The following is a 19778-nucleotide window of genomic DNA, read 5'->3' on the forward strand; positions in this document are numbered from 1 at the left end:
CCGTGCTTATGGTTGCGCAGTTTTGGCGGTAGTTGAGCTATTTGTTACGGTCGTCTTGGTGGTCGTCGTCGTGGTAGAAGCATTGGTCGGTACCGCAGTTGAGGCAGTTGTAGACGCCACATATGGCATGGCTTTGACTTGTTGATCTGGTTTGACTTTGGCGCCGCCAACCATCACCACTTGCTCACCTTGTTTTAGACCGCTAGTGACAATCCATTGACCTTGGTGGGTACCTTGAACCGTAACTGGGCGTACTTGGATTTTATTATTGGCGTCAACCACATACACGGTTGATTCACCTTTAGCTGTACGATTAATGGCACTTTGTGGCAATAATACGGCATTATTGATAATACCTTGAATCAACTGGGCATTCACCATCATCCCTGGCAACAACACAAAGTTATCATTGCTAAATACGGCACGCAGATTGACCGTGCCTGTGGTACTATCCACTTTAGCTTCTTCAAAGCGAAGTTGCCCCACCATCGGGTAGGTTGAGCCATCAGCGAGCTTTAACTGAACCTGTGCGGTACGTGGTGTGCTAAGTTTACCAGCCGCAAATTGCTGACGAAGCGCCAATAACTCGGCGGATGATTGACTGATATCGACATAAATTGGATTGAGTTGCGAGACGGTTACCATCTGCGTCGTGCCCGCGGTGGCAAGCGCACCGACATTGACATTTGAGCGACTGGTGATACCACTAATAGGCGCTTTAACCACAGTACGGCTCATGGTGAGCTGATTGCTATTCACTGATTGCTGTGCGCCGCGAGCCGCTGCTTGGGCAGCATCAATATTGGCTTGTGCCACCCCGACTTGCGCCTGCGCATTTTTAACCGCTGCTTGAGCGGTACGCACGGCGGTTGCCCCTTGGTCATATTCTTGACTTGAGATAGCCTCAGTACCACGTAGCTGTTTTAGACGGTTTAAATTGGTTTGAGCCAGCGCAAGTTCGGCTTGGCGAGTTTCTAGACCCGCTAGGGCGTCATTATAGTTGGCTTTTGCGGTATTGACACTGGCAAGGCTTTGGTCAAGGCTTGCGCGACTACCGGCAAGTACACTGGTGTAGCTATCAGTATTGATTTGATATAACGGCTGATTTTGTTTGACAAAAGTGCCTTCACGAAACAACTGGCGGTCAATAATACCTGACACTTGCGGCGTAACGGTGGCTTCTTGATAGGCGACCACTTTACCTGATAACTCTTTGGTAAGTGGAATCGTTTGGAATGTTACAGGTTGTACATTGACTATCGTGGGTGGCATTTGCGCCTGTGCACCTGCTGCACCGCCGCCACTTTGTTGCTGGGCTGCTGTGTCTGACTTATTACACCCGATTAATAAGCTACAACTCGCTAATGACACCATGAACAACACTGGGTATCTCATACCAACCTCATAAAAAATAGGGAATTTTAAAAAAAATATTATAAAATAAATGCGACATTGTTGTTGCAATATTTACGATAAGACACAAAACTTTAGGATAACTAAAGGATAGCTATATTACTACCTAGTTATCGGCAGCGGTTATTTTAAAAAAAAATCTGCAATTGGGAAACCAACAATATTAAACAAAGTAAATGTTTAAGCAACAATTATTTCCTATTTGTATGGATAAAAATTTTAAAATGTCAAAGCCATTGATAGATTTTTTTAATAAGGAAACATTTGCGCATGACTTTAACTCACAACAAGTCACCTGATTTACGTGTTGTCAAAACCCATAAAGCCATCCGTGAAGCCTTTACTATGTTGTTGTCCGAGCAGGAGTACAACGATATTGCTATCCAAGCAATTTTGAATCGCGCCAAAGTCAATCGTGCTACTTTTTATAAATATTACAGCGGTAAGGGTGATTTGGCAGGGCAGATGATTGATGATTTCAAGCAGGAAGTCAGCCAGCTATTTCAAGACAGGCTCAATGCCGATAGTCAAATGCTACAAATGATTATGGAAAATCATTCACAAAAGCTGTTTGAACGCCGCCAACAGATGCTTGCCCTGTGGAAAATCCGTACCCAACACCACAATCTTTATCATGATATGTTTTTGATGGGTAAACAAAACTTTATTGAACTGGCTAAAAAACAAAAGGCGACAGACTATTTGACGGCGGAGGCGATTGATTACCAAGCCACCATGATGGCAACTGTTTTTATGGCAAGTTTGAAATACTTTTATGAAAGGGATTTGCCATTACCGAAAAACTTGCCAATGGATTGGCAACAAATGCTGGACATCATAAAAAGCTAGCCCATCTGGCTATCATAACGAAAATGATTAATAAAATAACTTGCTAATACCTCGACCAGTGCCACGGGCATATCGTGACCGAGTTCATCAATTAGTATCAACTGACTGTGCGCAATATGCTTGGCAAGCGAATAGGCATGACTAAATGGAATGAGTTTGTCTTGTTTGCCATGAATGATGAGGGTGGGTTGGTGGATTTGTTTGTCAATATCGACCAGTGACCCCGTCGCCAAAATCGCCAGTAGCTGCCGCTGCGTACCTTTTGGATAAAAACGCCGTTTAAACAGTTTTTTAGCTTTGCTGAATGCCGCTTGTTCATCAAAGTAATCGGGGCTGGCGATGGTTTTGATGGTCTGCACAAACTGCTGGGTCAATGCGTCAGCATCTTGGCTTTTGGGTAGTGGCTGGGTAAAGGCCTTGATGGCTTCAATGGCGGGTGGGCGCGAAAAGGGTCGATTGTTACTGGTGGATAATAGTCCCAATTTTTCTACTTGGTGTGGATAACGCACCGCCATGATTTGCGCAATCATACCGCCCATCGATTGACCAATCACAAAGTATTTTTTGATGCCCAACATTTTGAGCAGTTGATAGGCATCTTCTGCCATGTCGTACAAATCATACGGTGTTTGCAGGTTTTTAAGCGGTAAACCCAGTCCAAATCTGCCCAGCAATTTGGCTTTATAAATGGGCGAATCATGAGCGGGGGTCAGTTTTTTGTGCTTAAGCTTACTGGATTTGCCTATGTCACGATTGTCAAATCGCACGACCCGAAATCCAGCAGTAATTAACGCATAGCAGAATTCATTGGGCCATACTAAGCTTTGCGCGCCTAAGCCCATAATCAGTACAATGGTAGGGTGGTTAGGGTTGCCACCGACTTCAACGTAGAATTTATACTTTGGGGTGCGCACCTTAGCGGCTTGCATAAAATCCGCGTGTTTGGAAGGTCGGAATTTAATGTCGATGGTGGCAGGGTTAGCAGGGTCGATCGTGGTAGGTGATTCAATGGTGTCTAATGCCGATTGCTCTTGAATTTTTTTGGCTTTATCTTCGATAAATTGTTGTTTAATAGCTGGTAATAAAGTGGGTATAACATCAGACATACAGCATCCATAATTAAAAAGCTAACCATCAAAAAACCATCAATCACAAAACTATCAAAAAATTAGCAAACCTGTATGACGATTTAATGACGTATGATTTACCGCGCATCGAATTGGACATCAAACTAATCACCACGCCGCCTTTATTAATGATTAACAATTAATAAAGCCGTTGGCTGGCAAGCGTCATCAAATCGAGTAAACCTTGGCGGTATTGTGAATCAGGCAAAGTCAGCACTGCTTGTCTAGCAATCTCACTTTCTTGCATCGCTTTGTCGCGGCAATACGCCAGTGCACCGCTGTTTTTGACAATCTCAATAATCTCGCCCGTGTCTTGCACTTCCCCTGTCTGAATTGCAATCCGCAATTTTTCATGCGTATCACCCGTGGTCATTTCAAGCGCTTTAATCAGCGGCAAGGTTGGCTTGCCCTCAGCAATATCATCACCCACGTTTTTGCCGAGCACCTCACTGTCACCGACAAAATCGAGCACGTCATCAATGATTTGGAAGGCATTACCAAAGTGCTGACCAAATTTGGCGAAGGCGTCATTGTATTCAGGACGATTTTCCAAAATAGCCACGCCTTGACTTGCCATCATAAATAGCCGAGAGGTTTTACCGTCGATGATTTTCATATAATCGGCTTCGGTGGCTTTGGGGTCATGCTGATGTTGGAGCTGCAATACTTCCCCTTCAGCGATATCACAGGTGCCATCTGAGAATAACTGCAATAACGGTAACGAGCCAAAGCCTACCAAAAGATTGAATGAACGGGCAATCAGATAGTCACCGACCAGTACAGCCGTTGCATTATCCCACGTTGCATTCGCGGTCGGCTTACCGCGGCGCATACCTGACGCATCAATCACATCATCATGTACTAACGTTGCGGTATGAAGCATTTCGGTGATTGCGCCCAAATGCATGGCAGCTTGTGAGGGCTGGTCGTTACAAATACGTGAGCAAAGCAGCGAAATGAGCGGGCGCATACGCTTGCCGCCTGCATTGATGACATGCTGACTCACCGACATGACTAGTTTGACTTTTGAGCTTAGACTGCCATACACCTGCTTATCCATAATCTCGAAATCGTCAGCGATAATAGATTGAATCTGCTGATAGGTGACAGGCGTGCTGTTACTGTCTTTAATGACATCAGCATTGATAGCAGTGGAGGTAGGATTTAATTGTTGATTGTCTAGCATAGGTTGGCTCAAAGCTTGGAGTGAAAATTCGTGAAATTTGGGTTGTGGTGAAAGTCGGCAAAATCATACCATACTGCCGTTTTTTGTGTAAGTTATTGCTCTGTATTTTTATTGGCGACTTGTATTACTGGGCATCCATTGCGTTGAGAAACGCGCAATAATTTATCAGCCAAAATCGCACCCGCATCCGTGAAGTTTTACTTGATTTTAAACACTAAAAACGTTAAAATCGCGACCTTATATTTCCCTGTGTATCCGTCGTAGAAGTGTTATCGCCCTTGGTAGCCACGGTGTACGGGTTTATTGGAGCAACCAAGATGTATGCAGTAATCAAAAGTGGTGGTAAACAACATCGCGTCGTTCAAGATGAATTTTTAAAAGTTGAATTGCTAAAAGCTGAAAAAGGCGATACCATCAAAATTGAAGACGTTTTAATGGTCGTTGATGGCAGCGATATCAAAATTGGTCAACCTGTGGTTGCCGGTGCAGTGGTCGAAGCTGAAGTAGTAGAACATGGTCGTGGCGAAAAAGTACGTATTGTAAAACACAGACGTCGTAAACACTATCATAAAGAACAAGGTCACCGTCAATGGTATACTTTGTTAAAAATCAAAGCAATCACTGCTTAATTGACTATTTCAAACACATTAATCTCTAGGAGACATCGACATGGCACATAAAAAAGCCGCAGGTTCTACCCGTAACGGTCGTGATTCAAACCCAAAAATGCTTGGCGTAAAAATCTTTGGCGGTCAACAAGTTGTTGCTGGTAACATCATTGTACGTCAACGTGGTACAGAATTTCACGCAGGTGAAGGTGTAGGTATGGGTCGTGACCATACATTATTTGCTTTAACTGACGGCGTTGTAAAATTTGCTGTTAAAGGTAAATTCAATCGTCGCTACGTATTTGTTGAAGGCGCAGCTGAATAATCACTCAGCTTGTTGTTAAACAAATCAACCCAATAAGTCGCACTTATTGGGTTTTTTATTGCTTATAGCTAAGCATGTTAACGGGTTTTGGAGAGTCTTCAATGGCTTGGCAGTCGTTAGTCATTATCTAGTCAAAACTTTCTTATCACTCAGCTATTGTTACATTTGTTACAACTTCAACAATAATCATTGCATGGGGCGTCTAGTAGGGTAAGAAAAATTTAGCGACAATACCTGTCAGCGAATTTAGCTTAACTTGTTAATTTATAATTTATTGATTAGCCTGTTGAGCTGGTATTATTTTTGAATACTTTTTCTAAATTTTTAACAATTTTTATTGAATGAGGAACCTACTATGACAACATCTACCAATAAAATTATCAATAAATTAGCCACCGGTACATTATCAGCATTATTGATTACTAGCATGCCGATGACAGTCGCCATGCAATCAGCTAATGCCGCTGTTGCCAACTCATCAACTGCGGCAAAAAACTTAAATAACCTACTTAAAAATGTCAAAAGCATGACCGCCAATTTTAGTCAAACTACCTCTGGCACTGGCGGCAAAGGCTTAAGTAAGGCATCAAGAAATTTCTCAGGTACTATGGCCGTGCAACGTCCAAATCAGTTTCGTTGGCAGATTAATGGCACGGCATCGCAACTGATTGTTGCCAATGGCAATACGCTTTGGGTGTACGATAAAGACTTAAATCAAGCAACCAAGCAAAGTGTGAGCAATCAAGTGGGTGATACCCCAGCACTGATTTTGTCAGGTGATCCCAGCAAAATCGCCAATAGTTTTAATGTGACCCAGCCGATTGCCTCAAAAAATTATTACGTGCTCTATCCAAAAAGTGGCAATGCCAACTTTAAAAGCTTAGGCATCGCTTTTAATAGCGGTAATCCTGTCATGATGGTATTAAATGATAACTTGGGACAAACCACCACTATTCGATTCTCAAATGTGAAACGCAATACGTCAATTGGCAGTAATCAATTTAGCTTCACGCCACCTAAAGGCGTTGATGTTATTAACCAATAAGTATTTAACTATTTCATTAAAGACATTATTTAAATGATTTTTGGCTGATAAACCCTGCTTATGGCAGGGTTTTTTTGCTAAAGTGTTGCTATTCAATTAACGGTTAATTAACGGAAGATTGAAGCCTGCTACTAGCATTTTTTACATAAAATGAGTAAACTATCCGTGTTTTAGCCAGTTAACAGCAATATATAGTTACTTTTGTTAAAATACGCATTTTTATAAAGTGGTGTAATGCTACTTTATATTAGGTTTTCATCGTGGTTTTAGCAATATATTTGACTAGCCTGTTTAGTAACTAGCCAATCACTCACCGATTACAATAATGGTCAATGGATGTGCAGCGGGGCAGCTTGTTAGCTGGTACGAGGTAATCTTAAGGAAAATAGTTCTTAAGACGTTATCTGCCATCGTCTTTGTGATATTACGCTTGAGCCAGACGGGCTTGGTGGAAGTATCAAAAATATCGTCCCAACTTGAATTGCTTAACCTACGTAACGGTTAGTCGTATTGCCCAGGAGTATCCTCATGATTCCAGTCATTGATTGGTCTGCAATTGTATTTATTTTGGCAGCCATAGGACTTTGTATTTTCATGCTTGTTGTACCAAGATTGTTAGGTGGTACTTCTAAAGGCTTTCAAAAGCAAGAAAATTTCGAGTCGGGTGTGGTCAGTGCTGGTTCTGCCAGAATCCGTTTATCTGCAAAATTCTATATCGTCGCTATCTTCTTTGTTATTTTTGATTTAGAAGCATTATATCTATATACCTATGCGGTATCGGTCAAAGAAGCAGGTTGGCTAGGATTTTGGACCGTTGTGCTATTTGTGGTAGAGCTATTAATCGGTCTATATTATCTGCTCAAACTAGGGGCGCTTAACTGGTCACCTGCAGACAAAAAGCCAAAACCAAAACGTTTGGCTGCGGCGCCTGCGGGCTTTAATCTGGCGGATATTACCCGCTTTAATGGTATTGAAGAGTTAGAAGTAGACCCTACTGGTAAAATCCCTGCCCAGTTGTCTGGCGCAATGAACCAAAACCCAAACAATAACGCGGTAAAATAATAACCCGACTTTGCAATCTATGTTGCAAGGTCTTTTGCATTTGTAGTGACATAGAGCGAAATCCTGCTTTAAAAATCAAGGTGATCGAGCATTATGAAATATACATTAACCAAAGCCAATCCAGATGCCGACAGATTTCCAGACCAAACCCGTCAAATTATTGACGAAGAGGAAGTCAATAAAAACGTCGTCATGACGCGATTAGAAGATTTGACCCATAGCCTTGCAAACTGGGGTCGCAAGCATTCGTTGTGGCCATTTAACTTTGGTACCTCGTGCTGCTATGTAGAATACGCAACGACATTGACAGGCGTGCATGACTTGTCGCGCTTTGGCGCTGAGGTTATTCGTGCGTCACCACGCCAAGCTGACGTGATGATTGTGGCAGGCACTTGCTTTATGAAGATGGCGCCTGTTATTCAGCGTCTCTACGAGCAAATGCTTGAGCCTAAATGGGTCATCTCAATGGGTGCCTGTGCCAACTCAGGCGGCATGTACGATGTGTATTCAGTGGTGCAAGGCGTTGATAAAATCATTCCCGTCGATGTCTATATCCCTGGTTGCCCACCCCGTCCAGAAGCCTTGATTCAAGCCATTATGCTGCTGCAAGAATCGATTACTAAAGAACGTCGTCCACTCGGTATTCATGTCAATGACCAAGGTATCTACCAACCTGTCATGCAGCCAGAACGCGACCGTAAACAAGCCGATCGCATCGCGGTCAAAAACCTACGCAGCCCAGATAACATTGAGTAATGCTAGAGTAAGTCTCTGGATAGATTTATGATGAATTTTCGCTGAGTGAAAGCTTATCGAATTGCGTTCAAAACAAAAAAAGGTATTCCACTACCTTCTTAATAATTGTGAATGAGGAAAGTGCCACTCATGGTAACGGTAACTGATAATCAAGCACAAACTGATGTCCCAGCAGTGATTGCAGAATTAAATCGCAAGTTTGAGGGGCAGTTTGTTGTACAAAAAACCTTTGACGCTTTTCCCACTATTTGGGTCAGCCGTGAACAGGTCATCGAAGTACTCCTGTACCTTCGCACCTTGCCACAGCCTTACGTGATGTTACTGGATATTTCAGCGATTGATGAGCGCTTACGCCAGCATCGTAAAGACAGGGACGGCAATGCCTTGCCTGACAGTGATTTCACCGTGTTCTATCACTTAATGTCGCTAGAGCGCAATACGGACATTCGCATCAAAGTGGCGCTCAAAGAAGCTGATTTGCACATCCCAACGGCAACCCGCATTTGGCCCAATGCCAACTGGTATGAGCGCGAAGCGTGGGATATGTTTGGTATTACCTTTGATGGTCACCCCCATTTAACCCGTATTTTATTGCCAAAATACTGGGAAGGTCATCCACTGCGTAAAGAATACGCCTCTCGTGCGACTGAAGTGCCGCCTTATTATCTCGATAAAGGCAAGCAGATGTTTGAGCAGGAGAACCTACGATTCGTTCCAGAAGAGTGGGGCATGAAACGTAGTGGCCGTGACGAAGACTTTATGTTCCTAAACTTGGGTCCTAACCACCCTTCTGCGCACGGTGCCTTTCGCGTTGTGCTTCAGCTAGATGGCGAGGAAGTCATCGACTGTATCCCAGATATTGGTTATCACCATCGCGGCGCTGAAAAAATCGCCGAACGCCAAACTTGGCATTCATTTATTCCTTACACTGACCGTATCGATTATCTTGGTGGGGTAATGAATGAATTACCTTACATCATGTCAGTGGAAAAACTGGCAGGTATTACGGTACCGGACCGCGCGAATACCATTCGTATCATGATGAGTGAATTCTTCCGTATCACCAATAATTTGCTGTACTGGGGTACCTTTATTCAAGATGCGGGCGGTATGACGCCAGTATTTTATATGTTCGCCGACCGTCAAAAAGCGTATGATGTGATTGAAGCGGTAACCGGTTATCGTATGCACCCAGCGTGGTTTCGTATCGGTGGTACTGCGATGGACCTGCCAAACGGCTGGCACAAACTGGTTCGTGAATTCTTAGATTGGATGCCAAAACGTATCGATGAATACGTCAAAGCCACCATGAAAAACAAGGTGCTACAACTGCGTACCCAAAACGTTGCCCAATACGATGCTAAATCTGCCCTTGCTTGGGGCGTATCAGGTCATGGACTTCGTGCCACAGGTATCCCTTACGATGTACGTAAAGCGCGTCCTTATCTTGGCTATGAAAATTTTGATTTTGAAGTGCCAATTGAGTTTAATGGCGATGCGTATGACCGCTGTTTGGTCAAAATTGAAGAGATTCGTCAGTCACTGCGTATCATTGAGCAATGCCTTAACAACATGCCAATGGGGGCATACAAAGCCGATCACCCACTGGCTGTCCCACCACCCAAAGACCGCACTTTAAATGACATTGAGACCTTGATTAACCACTTTATTTCAGTATCGTGGGGTCCTGTTATGCCAGAAGGTGAGTCCTCCTTTATGGTGGAAGCAGTGAAAGGCATTACCAACTATTATATTACGTCTGATCGCTCAACCATGAGTTACCGTACCCGTATTCGTACCCCGACCTTTGCGCACTTACAGCAAATGCCGTCAGTCATTAATGGTAGCTTGGTTTCTGACTTAATTATTTATCTAGCGTCAATTGACGTTGTTATGGCAGACGTTGACCGTTAGGAGAAAACCACCGATGAAGATTGTAACTGATAAAACCCCAAAGGTGGATGTCGAAAGCATTCTAACCGAAGCAGAAATTCACGACATTCATGAATTTATGCATCATTACCCACAAAGCCGCGCGGCATCCCTTGATGCGCTAAAAATTGTCCAACGCCGTAACGGCTGGGTGGATGATGCACAAGTCAACGCGATTGCTAATATCTTAAAAATCCCAGTCACCGATGTGGAAGGGGTTGCAACATTTTATAACCGTATCTACCGTTCACCGGTTGGTCGTCATGTGATTTTAGTCTGTGACTCGATTGGTTGTTATCTGGTAGGTGCAGAGAATTTAGGTCAAGCTTTTGAGCGCACCTTAGGCATTAGTTTTGGTCAAACCACCCCAGACAATCGTTTTACTTTATTACCCATTTGTTGTTTAGGCAACTGTGATAAAGGTCCAGCGGTTTTGATTGATGAAGATACCTACGGTCCTGTCCAAATTGAAGAGATTGCTGAATTGCTGGAGCAATACGCATGAATATAACCCGTCAAATTAATAATCGAAAAATTGGCAAATCACCCAGTCAATTGGGCGAGCAAAGCATTCCTATTTATGGTGATAAAGCGACAGCCACCAGTGAGACCAAGCCCTTGACTTGGCGTTTGGCGCATTATGACTCAGTGCTAGATTTGGCAACCTATGAAAGCCTAAAAGGGTTTGAAGGTCTAAAAAATGCCTTGGCTAAATCTGCCAAAGAAGTGGGCAACATGATTAAAGATGCCAACGTGCGTGGACGTGGTGGTGCAGGTTTTAATGCAGGTCTTAAATGGACCTTTATGACGCCACCCGATGGCGGACCCCGTTACTTGATTTGTAACGCAGATGAGATGGAGCCAGGCACGTTTAAAGACCGTCTATTGATGGAGCGCCTACCATTTCAGCTGATTGAAGGGATGATAATCTCAGGTTATGCCATTGGTGCAACCGCAGGGTATATTTTTATCCGTGGTGAGTACATTGAAGCCGCGAAACGCTTAAATAATGCATTGGATGAGTGCCGTGCCAAAGGGTATTTAGGTGATAATATCTTAGGTTCAGGTTATAGCTTTGATTTACACGTGCATACCGGTGCAGGCCGTTATATCTGTGGTGAAGAAACTGCGCTCATTAACTCGCTTGAAGGTCGCCGTGCAAATCCACGTACCAAGCCACCCTTCCCACAAGTATCAGGGGCATGGGGTCGTCCCACTGTGGTCAATAACGTAGAGTCTTTAAACAACATGCCGGGCATCATGCTACATGGCGTAGATTGGTATAAAGGCTTGGCGCAAGGCAAATCAGAAAACCCCGGCACCAAAATCATGGGTTGTTCAGGTCTAGTCAATGAACCAGGGCTATGGGAACTGCCATTTGGTACCACCGCTCGCGAAATTATTTTTGATTATGCCAAAGGCATGAAAGACGGTCGTAAACTAAAAGCTTGGTTACCAGGCGGTGCATCAACCGACTTCTTAACCGCCAGTGATGAGCATTTAGACCTGCCAATGGACTTTGAACCTATTATGAAAGCAGGTAGCCGTTTAGGTACCTGCTTGATTATGGTGGTAGATGAATCGCAAGATATGGTGTCATTGTCGCTCAATTTGCAAAAATTCTTTGCTCGTGAATCCTGCGGTTGGTGTACGCCTTGCCGTGATGGTTTGCCATGGGGAGTCAAAACCTTGCATGCCATCGATACAGGCAATGGTCAACCTGTCGATATTGACGTGCTGCGCCAATTGACCAAAGATTTGTGGTTAGGTAAAACCTTCTGCGCCCACGCACCGGGTGCGGTTGAGCCATTACAAAGTGCGTTAAAATACTTTTTACCAGAATTTGAAGCCAAAATTGGTAACAATGTGGCGCCTGAAGAACAATTGTCCCCAACGGGCGTGCCTTCATCTGCAAACAGCGGAAAAGTTGAAGTGTATCAACCGGTTAAGACCACCAATGGGCAATCAGTGTAAGGAATTAGCATGGCAATTATTCATATAGACGGTCAAGACGTCGAAGTTGATGGTGCCGATAACTTGCTACAAGCTTGTTTATCGCTTGGCATCGATATCCCTTATTTTTGTTATCACCCTGCATTGGGCTCGGTGGGTTCTTGCCGCCAGTGTGCCGTCAAGCAATATAATAACAAAGAAGATTATGAAGCGGGTCGTGGTCGTTTGGTCATGTCATGTATGGTCAATCCGACCCCAGACATGTGGATCTCAGTGACTGATGCAGAAGTGAAAAACTTCCGTAAAAGCTTGGTTGAGTTCTTAATGACTAACCACCCCCATGACTGTCCAACCTGTGAAGAGGGCGGTCATTGTCACCTGCAAGATATGACCTACATGTCAGGTCACAATCATCGTAAATACCGCTTTACTAAACGTACCCACCAAAACCAAGACTTGGGTCCATTTATCAATCATGAGATGAACCGCTGTATCGCGTGTTATCGCTGCGTGCGTTATTACAAAGACTACGCGGGTGGTGAAGATTTAGGGGTTTACGCGTCAGCAAGCCGTGTGTACTTTGGTCGTGATAAAGACGGTCAGTTTGAAAGTGAATTTTCAGGCAACCTTACCGAAGTTTGTCCAACTGGGGTATTCACCGACAAAACTCACTCAGAGCGCTACAATCGCAAATGGGACATGCAATATGCCCCAAGCATTTGTCATGGCTGTTCGGCAGGTTGTAATATCTCAGCGGGTGAGCGCTATGGTGAATTGCGCCGTATCGAAAACCGTTTTAATGGGGAAGTTAACGCTTACTTCCTGTGTGACCGTGGTCGTTTCGGCTATGGCTATGTCAACCGCCAAGACCGCCCAATTCAAGCAATTGAAACACTAAACGGTAAACAAACCAATCTAAGCATTGACCATACTATCGATGCCATCAAAAACCGGTTGCAAGGCAAAAAAGCCATCGGTATTGGTTCACCTGTTGCCAGCCTTGAATCAAACTATGCGCTAAAACGCTTAGTCGGCGCCGAAAACTTTAGCATTGGTATTACCAGTCAAGAAAAAACCGTGGTACAAAAATGTATCGATGTGTTGACCACAGAAAATATCCATAATCCAAGCATGCGTGAGATTGAGGATTATGATGCGGTATTGATTTTGGGTGAAGATATTACCCAAACCAGTCCACGTATTGCACTGGCAGTACGCCAAGCAGCAAAAAATCGCGCCAAACAAATGGCAGATGCACTAAAAACGCCAGATTTCTTGGCAGAGCCTGTGGCTCGTATCGGTCAAAAAGATTACAGCCCAATCTTTATTGTGGATGTGAAAGATACGCGCCTTGATGATATTGCCGAAGTAAGCTGCGTCGCCACCCCAAGCGATATCGCTGCGTTAGGCTTTAGCATTGCTGAGCATATGAAAACGTTGGCTACCTCACAATTACCAAAAGATTTGGTCATCGATGAAGACGATAATGCTGATATGCAAGCATTTGCTAAACATATCGCGCAGACGCTGCTTAAAGCAACCAAACCACTTATCATCTCAGGCTCGTCACTGTACCACACCGCCATCATAGAAGCGGCTGCACAAATTGCCAATATCGCTGAGCAAAAACGCGGTGAAGTGGTCATCTATGAAAAAAGCGTGGTTGACGCCCACAACGTCCAAGTGGATGCAGAGATTGCCAAAATCGATGCAGAGCAAGCCAAGCTCAAACAAGAGATGGATGAAGCGGCATTTGCTGAACAAGCCAAGCAAGTTAAACGCCCAAGCCGTATGAACCCAACCAAAGGCTATCAAGAAAAAGCGGGTTTATACTTGTCAGTACCTGCTGCCAATAGCATAGGCGTCAACTTACTCGGTGGTAAAGCGATTGATGAATTAGGTGATGATGCCGATGTGGTGATTGTCATGGAAAATGACATCAGCCGCCGCTTAACCGCGGTGCAAATGAACCAATTGCTAATCAACAAATCACTGATTGTACTTGATCATGAAGCTTACCAATGGCATAACCAGGCAGATGTGATGGTACCTGTAGCAACCTTTGCAGAAGCAGACGGTACACTAATCTCAGCAGAAGGTCGTGCACAGCGTTTCTTCCAAGTTTATGATCCTGTTTACTATCGCCCGCACAGCATGGTCAAAGAAAGCTGGCGTTGGTTGCATGCGGTAGAGTCCGAGCTCAATGGCCGTGCGATTGACTGGACGCAGCTTGATGATGTGATTACTGCGGTCGCAGACACCAATCCACAATTAGCCGCAATCAGACAAGCAGCGCCATCAGCCGATTACCGTATTACCGGTCTAAAAGTCGCGCGTGAGCCACGCCGTTATTCAGGTCGTACAGCGATGCGTGCGCCGATTTCTGTGCATGAGCCAGAGCAGCCAAAAGATATTGATACGGGCCTGACCTTCTCACAAGAAGGTTATGTGGGCACCCAAACGGATTCATCAATGATTCCATTTGCTTGGTCAGCAGGTTGGAACTCACCGCAAGCTTGGAATAAATACCAAGATAAAGTGGGTGGTCATTTAAAACATGGCGATCCAGGGGTGCGTATTTTTGATGCGTTAACCGCATTGCCAAAACGTGAGTATATTGCGCCTGCGGCAGCTAGCCAACAAGGTTCAACCCAGCTAGTGCCGGTGTATAATATTTTTGCTAGTGATGAACTCACTGCCCGTAGTGAAGTAGTTGCCTCACAATTGATGCCAGCTGCTTTTAGTGTATCAACGGATGATGCGGATAAATGGCAGCTGCAATCAGGTGATATGTTAACGGTCACAGTGAAGGGTGTAGCGACCACATTACCTGTGCAGCTTGTCGATTACTTAGCCGAAAGCTGTGTGGGGTATCCTGTGGGTCAGGCGGGTGACTTAGAAGCCTTGCTAGCGCAGCCTTATACGGACATCAGTATCGTAAAATCAGCAACTACCAACACTGTCGTACCACCAGCAGCTAATAATGGTAGCGTGACAGCTCAAGTAACTCCAGGGGAGGGGGTATAATGGATTATTCTGTTAGACAGATGCCCGATTTACCTGCATGGCTGGCTGGGGTAATGTCCCCTGAAGCTTGGTCAATTGTATTTTTGGCAGTGCAATCAATTGTTATTTTCTTGGCGGTGGTGATTTTTGCCGCATTGATGATTCCTTATGAACGTCGCATGTTGGCACTGTGGCAAGACCGTTATGGTCCAAACCGTGTGGGTTGGCAGGGTTCGCTTCAAGTTGCCGCGGATATGCTCAAAATCTTCTTTAAAGAAGACTGGACCCCCAAATTTGCCGATAAATTTATCTTTATCTTGGCGCCTGCGATTTCATTGTTTACCGCTTTAGCCGCTTATATCATTGTGCCAGTTACGCCATCCCTCGGTGGCGCAGACTGGAGTATCGGTATTTTGTTCTTTTTTGCGATGGCAGGGTTGGCGGTTTATGCCGTGATGTTTGGTGGCTGGGCATCAGCCAATAAATACGCTTTGCTCGGTGGCCTACGCTCTGCTGCCCAAACCATTAGTTATGAGGTCTTTCTCGGATTATCGCTAATGGGTGTGGTGGCGTTGGCAGGGTCATTTAACTTACGCGATATCGTATACTCACAAGCGGGTGGTTTTTGGCACTGGAATGTGTTTGGTCAAATTTTAGGGTTTTTAACCTTTATGGTGGCGGGTGTGGCAGTCACCCACCGTTTCCCATTTGACCAGCCAGAAGCAGAGCAAGAATTGGCAGAAGGTTACCATGTTGAATACTCAGGTATGAAATTTGGTATGTTCTTTGTCGGTGAGTATGTGAATATCGTGTTGGTATCATCGCTGATTACTATTTTATTCTTTGGTGGTTGGTTGCCATTATTTGATGGACTAAGTTTTATCCCGCCGATTATTTGGTTCATGTTAAAAACGCTGTTTTTCATGACCATGTTTGTATTGGCGCGTGGGGCGTTGATGCGTCCACGTTATGACCAAGTAATGAACTTTGGCTGGAAAATTTGTCTACCCATTACCTTGATTAATTTACTCGCGACGGCGGCCTATGTATTATGGCGCACCCATGGTGTAGGGTAAGGTGGAGATTAACGTATGTATTTGACTATGGTAAAAAACACGATTACGGGTTTTGGCTCAATTCTGCGCACCCTAATCATGGTCGCCAGTCATGCGACCCGTAAACGTGATACGATTTTATACCCAGAACAACCTGTTCCTGTACCGCCGCGTTTTCGGGGGCGTATTGTACTGACACGTGACCCAGATGGGGATGAGCGCTGTGTGGCCTGTAATTTATGTGCTGTCGCTTGCCCAGTGGGTTGTATTTCACTGCAAAAAGCGGAACGTGAAGACGGACGCTGGTATCCAGAGTTTTTCCGTATTAACTTCTCGCGTTGTATCTTTTGTGGTATGTGTGAAGAAGCGTGCCCGACAACGGCTATTCAGATGACGCCAGATTTTGAGCTCGGTGAGTACAACCGTCAAAACTTGGTGTATGAAAAAGAGCATTTGTTAATTTCAGGCCCGGGTAAATTCCCTGACTATAATTATTACCGTGTGACTGGGATGGCGACTAAAGATAAACCTAAAGGGGCACACCAAAATGAGTCTGCACCGATTGATTTACGGAGTTTATTGCCATGATAACCGGAGCAACGATAGGGTTTTATTTATTAGCGATTGTCGCTATTTTGGCTAGTTTGCGAGTTATTACTCGTACCAATCCTGTGCATGCGTTATTAAACATGATTGTCACGCTGCTGGCATTATCAGGTATTTTCTTTGCCTTAGGTGCGCCGTTTGCTGGTGCACTTGAAATCATCGTTTATGCAGGGGCGATTATGGTATTGTTCGTCTTTGTGGTGATGATGCTGAACTTAGGCACCCAAAGCACCTTAGAAGAAGAAAGCTGGTTGGCATCCTCAGCTTGGGCAGTGCCGGCAGGACTTGCATTTATTGTGGGTTTGACCTTGTTTAGTTTGATTGGCATGAAACATGGTTTTGAAGGAATGATGCCAGCTTTTATCGGGGTGGAGCCAGTTACGGCAAAAATGATCGGTGCCAAATTATTTACCGAATATTTATTGTTGGTCGAAATTGCAGGGTTTTTATTACTAGCGGGTTTGGTGGCGGCTTATCATTTGGCAAAATCTGCCTTGGATGATGAAAACGAAAGTCATAACAGTGAGCTTGGTAATACCATACAACCTGCCTTAACGAATTTTATTGATAAAGAGCCCAGCCAACCGGCTGTGTTACGTGAAGTTCAGGAGGAGAAGGCATAATGGGACACTTTCCATTAGAGCATGTGCCATTAGAGCACGGTCTAATCTTGTCAGCGATTTTGTTTGCCATTGGTTTTTGTGGTGTGATGGTACGACGTAATTTTTTATTTATGTTGATGAGTCTTGAGATTATGATGAATGCTGCTGCCTTAGCATTTGTAGTGGCAGGTAGTCGCTGGGTCAGTCCTGATGGACAGATTATGTTTATTTTGGTGCTAACTTTGGCAGCCGCTGAAGTCGCAATTGGGTTGGCTATTCTTTTACAGTTTTATCATAAGCGTGGTCATTTAGATGTCGATACGGCAAATGAGATGAAAGGGTGAAATCAAAATGAGTATGTTACCTTTAACCTTTATGCTGCCGCTGATTGGCTTTCTGATTCTAGCGACCATGCGTGACCGCTTAAGCGAAAACGCAGCCGCAGTGGTCGGTGTCGGCAGTATGGGTTTGGCTGCTTTATGCGCCTTGATGGCAGGCAGTGATTTTTTAATGAACCATCCACAAGGCGCTGTCATTAATCAGCCATTGTGGACGTGGATGCAAGTCGGTAGTTTTGCCCCAAAATTTGGTCTCATGCTGGATGGTTTGGGCGTGACCATGATGGGCGTGATTACTGGTGTCGGTTTTTTAATTCATATTTTCGCGTCATGGTATATGCGCGGTGAAACAGGCTACGCAAGATTTTTTGGCTATATGAACCTGTTCGTCGCAAGTATGTTGTTACTTGTGCTTGCTGACAATTTAGTGCTGTTGTACTTAGGTTGGGAAGGCGTTGGTATCTGTTCTTACTTATTGATTGGTTTTTATTATCACGAGCGCGCCAATGGCCGTGCCGCGATGAAAGCCTTTACTGTAACCCGTGTGGGTGATGTGTTTTTAGCGTTTGGCTTATTCTTGTTGTTCCGTGAATTAGGTACGTTAAACATCTCAGATATCAATGCCAATGTATCTCAAATGCTAACTTCGGCAGGGTCAACGGTGACGATTTTTGGTCATAGCTATCCTACCATCAAAGTTGCGGCTGTGATGCTAGTGCTTGGCGCGATGGGTAAATCTGCACAGATTCCGCTGCATTCTTGGCTTGCCGATGCGATGGCAGGTCCTACGCCTGTTTCAGCCTTGATTCATGCGGCAACGATGGTTACCGCGGGTGTGTATTTAATTGCCCGTTTACATCCTGTGTTCTTATTGACCCCTGATGTGTTGGCAAGTTGGGTGGGTATCGTTGGGGCAACAACATTGTTGGTTGCTGGTTTCTGTGCGCTGGCACAAACCGATATCAAACGTATCTTAGCTTATTCAACCATGAGTCAAATCGGCTATATGTTCTTGGCATTAGGGGTAGGCGCTTGGCAAGTTGCGATTTTCCACTTGATGACCCATGCGTTCTTTAAAGCTTTATTATTCCTAGGGTCAGGTGCTGTTATCTTGGCTTATCATCATGAGCAAAATATCTTTAAAATGGGTGGCTTGTTTTATAAAAATAAATTCCTATTTGCGGTGTTTGCGATCGGGGGTGGGGCACTTGCTGCGATTCCTTGGATTACAGTTGGTTATTACTCAAAAGATGAAATCATTTGGGAAACCTTCGCATCAGGTCATATGAATTTGTTTTGGATGGCAGTAGTGGGTGCGTTTTTAACCTCGATTTATACGTTTCGTATGATTTGGATTGTGTTCTTTGGTGAAGAAAAAACGCCTATTCACGATCTTAAAGGTTGGACATACTGGCTGCCACTCGCGGTATTGCTAGTGTTATCAACTGCGGTGGGGGCGATGATTCATCCACCATTAGCAGGCGTATTGCCACAAAGTTTTAGCATGATTCATCCTGAGGTAGAATCAGGTAAGCATACAGCAGAAATGATTGTGATGGCTGCGATGTTGGCGGGTTTGATTGTTGGTGCGTTCTTGTTTGCACTAGATAAAGGTCGCATTGTGAGTAAATTTAACCAAACAGGTTTGGGCCGTGCGCTTAATTACTGGTGCTATCATGGTTTAGGCTTTGATGCTTTGTATGACATTGTATTTGTTAAACCATTCTTATTGATTGGTAAGTTAATTAAAATTGACCCGATTGACCGTACTTGGAATATTTTACCAGCCCTATCGCTGGCAGGTAACCGAGTGGCGACATGGTTCCAATCTGGCTCGATTCGTGGGTATGCTGCTAGCTTCGGTCTTGGCATGGCAGTATTGTTGGTGTTGGTAATGATGATGATAGGGAAGTAA

General features: G+C 44.4%; 18 protein-coding genes. 15 read left to right on the top strand and 3 right to left on the bottom strand.

Features of this window, described 5'->3' with window-relative positions; translation table 11 throughout:
• Window positions 1-6: 6 nt before the first annotated feature.
• Complete coding sequence (locus RTJ53_RS07635; RefSeq protein WP_312276510.1) at window positions 7-1395, bottom strand: efflux RND transporter periplasmic adaptor subunit; 1389 nt, start codon at window positions 1393-1395, stop codon at window positions 7-9.
• Between the two features lie 288 nt (window positions 1396-1683).
• Here RTJ53_RS07635 and RTJ53_RS07640 point away from each other — a divergent pair, with 288 nt between their 5' ends.
• On the top strand, window positions 1684-2262 hold the full coding sequence (locus RTJ53_RS07640; protein WP_312276511.1) for a TetR/AcrR family transcriptional regulator: 579 nt from the start codon (window positions 1684-1686) through the stop codon (window positions 2260-2262).
• On the opposite strand, the gene RTJ53_RS07645 is transcribed toward RTJ53_RS07640, so the two are convergent.
• Together RTJ53_RS07645 and RTJ53_RS07650 are read right to left on the bottom strand one after the other, a co-directional pair.
• A complete protein-coding gene (locus tag RTJ53_RS07645; RefSeq protein WP_312276512.1) occupies window positions 2259-3368 on the bottom strand; it encodes an alpha/beta fold hydrolase in 1110 nt (369 codons plus the stop codon). The genes RTJ53_RS07640 and RTJ53_RS07645 overlap by 4 nt on opposite strands.
• Before the next feature lie 160 nt (window positions 3369-3528).
• Window positions 3529-4449 carry a polyprenyl synthetase family protein gene (locus RTJ53_RS07650; protein WP_257621476.1) on the bottom strand — a complete coding sequence of 307 codons (921 nt, stop codon included), beginning with the start codon at window positions 4447-4449 and terminating at the stop codon, window positions 3529-3531.
• Window positions 4450-4892: 443 nt separating this feature from the next.
• On the opposite strand from RTJ53_RS07650, the gene rplU reads away from it, so the two are divergent.
• The 14 genes from rplU to nuoL all read left to right on the top strand — a co-directional run bounded on the left by rplU (window position 4893) and on the right by nuoL (window position 19778).
• Entirely contained in the window at window positions 4893-5204 is a 312-nt protein-coding gene (gene rplU / locus RTJ53_RS07655) for a 50S ribosomal protein L21 (RefSeq protein ID WP_065252357.1), read from the top strand.
• A 40-nt stretch (window positions 5205-5244) separates the two neighbouring features.
• The gene (rpmA, locus tag RTJ53_RS07660) at window positions 5245-5508 is read left to right on the top strand and encodes a 50S ribosomal protein L27 (protein ID WP_036591251.1); all 264 of its coding nucleotides are present in this window, start codon (window positions 5245-5247) and stop codon (window positions 5506-5508) included.
• Between the two features lie 355 nt (window positions 5509-5863).
• Window positions 5864-6553 carry an outer membrane lipoprotein periplasmic chaperone LolA gene (lolA, locus tag RTJ53_RS07665; protein WP_312276513.1) on the top strand — a complete coding sequence of 230 codons (690 nt, stop codon included), beginning with the start codon at window positions 5864-5866 and terminating at the stop codon, window positions 6551-6553.
• Window positions 6554-7081: 528 nt separating this feature from the next.
• On the top strand, window positions 7082-7615 hold the full coding sequence (gene ndhC, locus RTJ53_RS07670; RefSeq protein WP_135889006.1) for an NADH-quinone oxidoreductase subunit A: 534 nt from the start codon (window positions 7082-7084) through the stop codon (window positions 7613-7615).
• A gap of 93 nt (window positions 7616-7708) precedes the next feature.
• On the top strand, window positions 7709-8371 hold the full coding sequence (locus RTJ53_RS07675; RefSeq protein WP_135889007.1) for a NuoB/complex I 20 kDa subunit family protein: 663 nt from the start codon (window positions 7709-7711) through the stop codon (window positions 8369-8371).
• A gap of 111 nt (window positions 8372-8482) precedes the next feature.
• A complete protein-coding gene (gene nuoC, locus RTJ53_RS07680) occupies window positions 8483-10285 on the top strand; it encodes an NADH-quinone oxidoreductase subunit C/D (protein ID WP_404935798.1) in 1803 nt (600 codons plus the stop codon).
• Between the two features lie 13 nt (window positions 10286-10298).
• Window positions 10299-10808, top strand: a complete 510-nt coding sequence (nuoE, locus tag RTJ53_RS07685) for an NADH-quinone oxidoreductase subunit NuoE (RefSeq protein ID WP_312276514.1) — start codon at window positions 10299-10301, stop codon at window positions 10806-10808.
• Window positions 10805-12277, top strand: a complete 1473-nt coding sequence (nuoF, locus tag RTJ53_RS07690) for an NADH-quinone oxidoreductase subunit NuoF (RefSeq protein WP_312276515.1) — start codon at window positions 10805-10807, stop codon at window positions 12275-12277. Before nuoE ends, nuoF begins: the two co-directional genes overlap by 4 nt.
• Window positions 12278-12286: 9 nt before the next feature.
• On the top strand, window positions 12287-15283 hold the full coding sequence (gene nuoG, locus RTJ53_RS07695; protein ID WP_312276516.1) for an NADH-quinone oxidoreductase subunit NuoG: 2997 nt from the start codon (window positions 12287-12289) through the stop codon (window positions 15281-15283).
• Window positions 15283-16338, top strand: coding sequence for an NADH-quinone oxidoreductase subunit NuoH (nuoH, locus tag RTJ53_RS07700; RefSeq protein ID WP_144917308.1), 1056 nt, complete (start codon window positions 15283-15285; stop codon window positions 16336-16338). Before nuoG ends, nuoH begins: the two co-directional genes overlap by 1 nt.
• A 15-nt stretch (window positions 16339-16353) precedes the next feature.
• Window positions 16354-16905 (top strand): NADH-quinone oxidoreductase subunit NuoI, encoded by a 552-nt coding sequence (nuoI, locus tag RTJ53_RS07705; protein ID WP_007115474.1) that lies wholly within the window; start codon window positions 16354-16356, stop codon window positions 16903-16905.
• Window positions 16902-17546, top strand: coding sequence for an NADH-quinone oxidoreductase subunit J (gene nuoJ, locus RTJ53_RS07710; protein WP_159374377.1), 645 nt, complete (start codon window positions 16902-16904; stop codon window positions 17544-17546). The genes nuoI and nuoJ overlap by 4 nt, the downstream gene beginning before the upstream one ends.
• Window positions 17546-17869: an NADH-quinone oxidoreductase subunit NuoK gene (nuoK, locus tag RTJ53_RS07715; RefSeq protein ID WP_007115476.1), complete on the top strand. Its 324-nt coding sequence runs from the start codon at window positions 17546-17548 to the stop codon at window positions 17867-17869. Before nuoJ ends, nuoK begins: the two co-directional genes overlap by 1 nt.
• Before the next feature lie 7 nt (window positions 17870-17876).
• On the top strand, window positions 17877-19778 hold the full coding sequence (gene nuoL / locus RTJ53_RS07720; protein ID WP_312276517.1) for an NADH-quinone oxidoreductase subunit L: 1902 nt from the start codon (window positions 17877-17879) through the stop codon (window positions 19776-19778).

Origin of the sequence: Moraxella sp. CTOTU46711, assembly GCF_031975715.1 — a bacterium.
Lineage (GTDB): Bacteria > Pseudomonadota > Gammaproteobacteria > Pseudomonadales > Moraxellaceae > Faucicola.

What these genes read in the sequence shown, in the direction of transcription:
- nuoG (WP_312276516.1), top strand. Translation starts at nt 12,287, where the DNA reads ATGGCAATTATTCATATAGACGGTCAAGACGTCGAAGTTGATGGTGCC.
- ndhC (WP_135889006.1), top strand. Translation starts at nt 7,082, where the DNA reads ATGATTCCAGTCATTGATTGGTCTGCAATTGTATTTATTTTGGCAGCC.
- nuoK (WP_007115476.1), top strand. Translation starts at nt 17,546, where the DNA reads ATGGGACACTTTCCATTAGAGCATGTGCCATTAGAGCACGGTCTAATC.
- nuoH (WP_144917308.1), top strand. Translation starts at nt 15,283, where the DNA reads ATGGATTATTCTGTTAGACAGATGCCCGATTTACCTGCATGGCTGGCT.
- RTJ53_RS07675 (WP_135889007.1), top strand. Translation starts at nt 7,709, where the DNA reads ATGAAATATACATTAACCAAAGCCAATCCAGATGCCGACAGATTTCCA.
- rplU (WP_065252357.1), top strand. Translation starts at nt 4,893, where the DNA reads ATGTATGCAGTAATCAAAAGTGGTGGTAAACAACATCGCGTCGTTCAA.
- nuoI (WP_007115474.1), top strand. Translation starts at nt 16,354, where the DNA reads ATGTATTTGACTATGGTAAAAAACACGATTACGGGTTTTGGCTCAATT.
- RTJ53_RS07640 (WP_312276511.1), top strand. Translation starts at nt 1,684, where the DNA reads ATGACTTTAACTCACAACAAGTCACCTGATTTACGTGTTGTCAAAACC.
- RTJ53_RS07635 (WP_312276510.1), bottom strand. Translation starts at nt 1,395, where the DNA reads ATGAGATACCCAGTGTTGTTCATGGTGTCATTAGCGAGTTGTAGCTTA.
- RTJ53_RS07650 (WP_257621476.1), bottom strand. Translation starts at nt 4,449, where the DNA reads ATGGATAAGCAGGTGTATGGCAGTCTAAGCTCAAAAGTCAAACTAGTC.
- nuoJ (WP_159374377.1), top strand. Translation starts at nt 16,902, where the DNA reads ATGATAACCGGAGCAACGATAGGGTTTTATTTATTAGCGATTGTCGCT.
- nuoC (WP_404935798.1), top strand. Translation starts at nt 8,483, where the DNA reads ATGAGGAAAGTGCCACTCATGGTAACGGTAACTGATAATCAAGCACAA.
- rpmA (WP_036591251.1), top strand. Translation starts at nt 5,245, where the DNA reads ATGGCACATAAAAAAGCCGCAGGTTCTACCCGTAACGGTCGTGATTCA.
- RTJ53_RS07645 (WP_312276512.1), bottom strand. Translation starts at nt 3,368, where the DNA reads ATGTCTGATGTTATACCCACTTTATTACCAGCTATTAAACAACAATTT.
- nuoE (WP_312276514.1), top strand. Translation starts at nt 10,299, where the DNA reads ATGAAGATTGTAACTGATAAAACCCCAAAGGTGGATGTCGAAAGCATT.
- nuoF (WP_312276515.1), top strand. Translation starts at nt 10,805, where the DNA reads ATGAATATAACCCGTCAAATTAATAATCGAAAAATTGGCAAATCACCC.
- nuoL (WP_312276517.1), top strand. Translation starts at nt 17,877, where the DNA reads ATGAGTATGTTACCTTTAACCTTTATGCTGCCGCTGATTGGCTTTCTG.
- lolA (WP_312276513.1), top strand. Translation starts at nt 5,864, where the DNA reads ATGACAACATCTACCAATAAAATTATCAATAAATTAGCCACCGGTACA.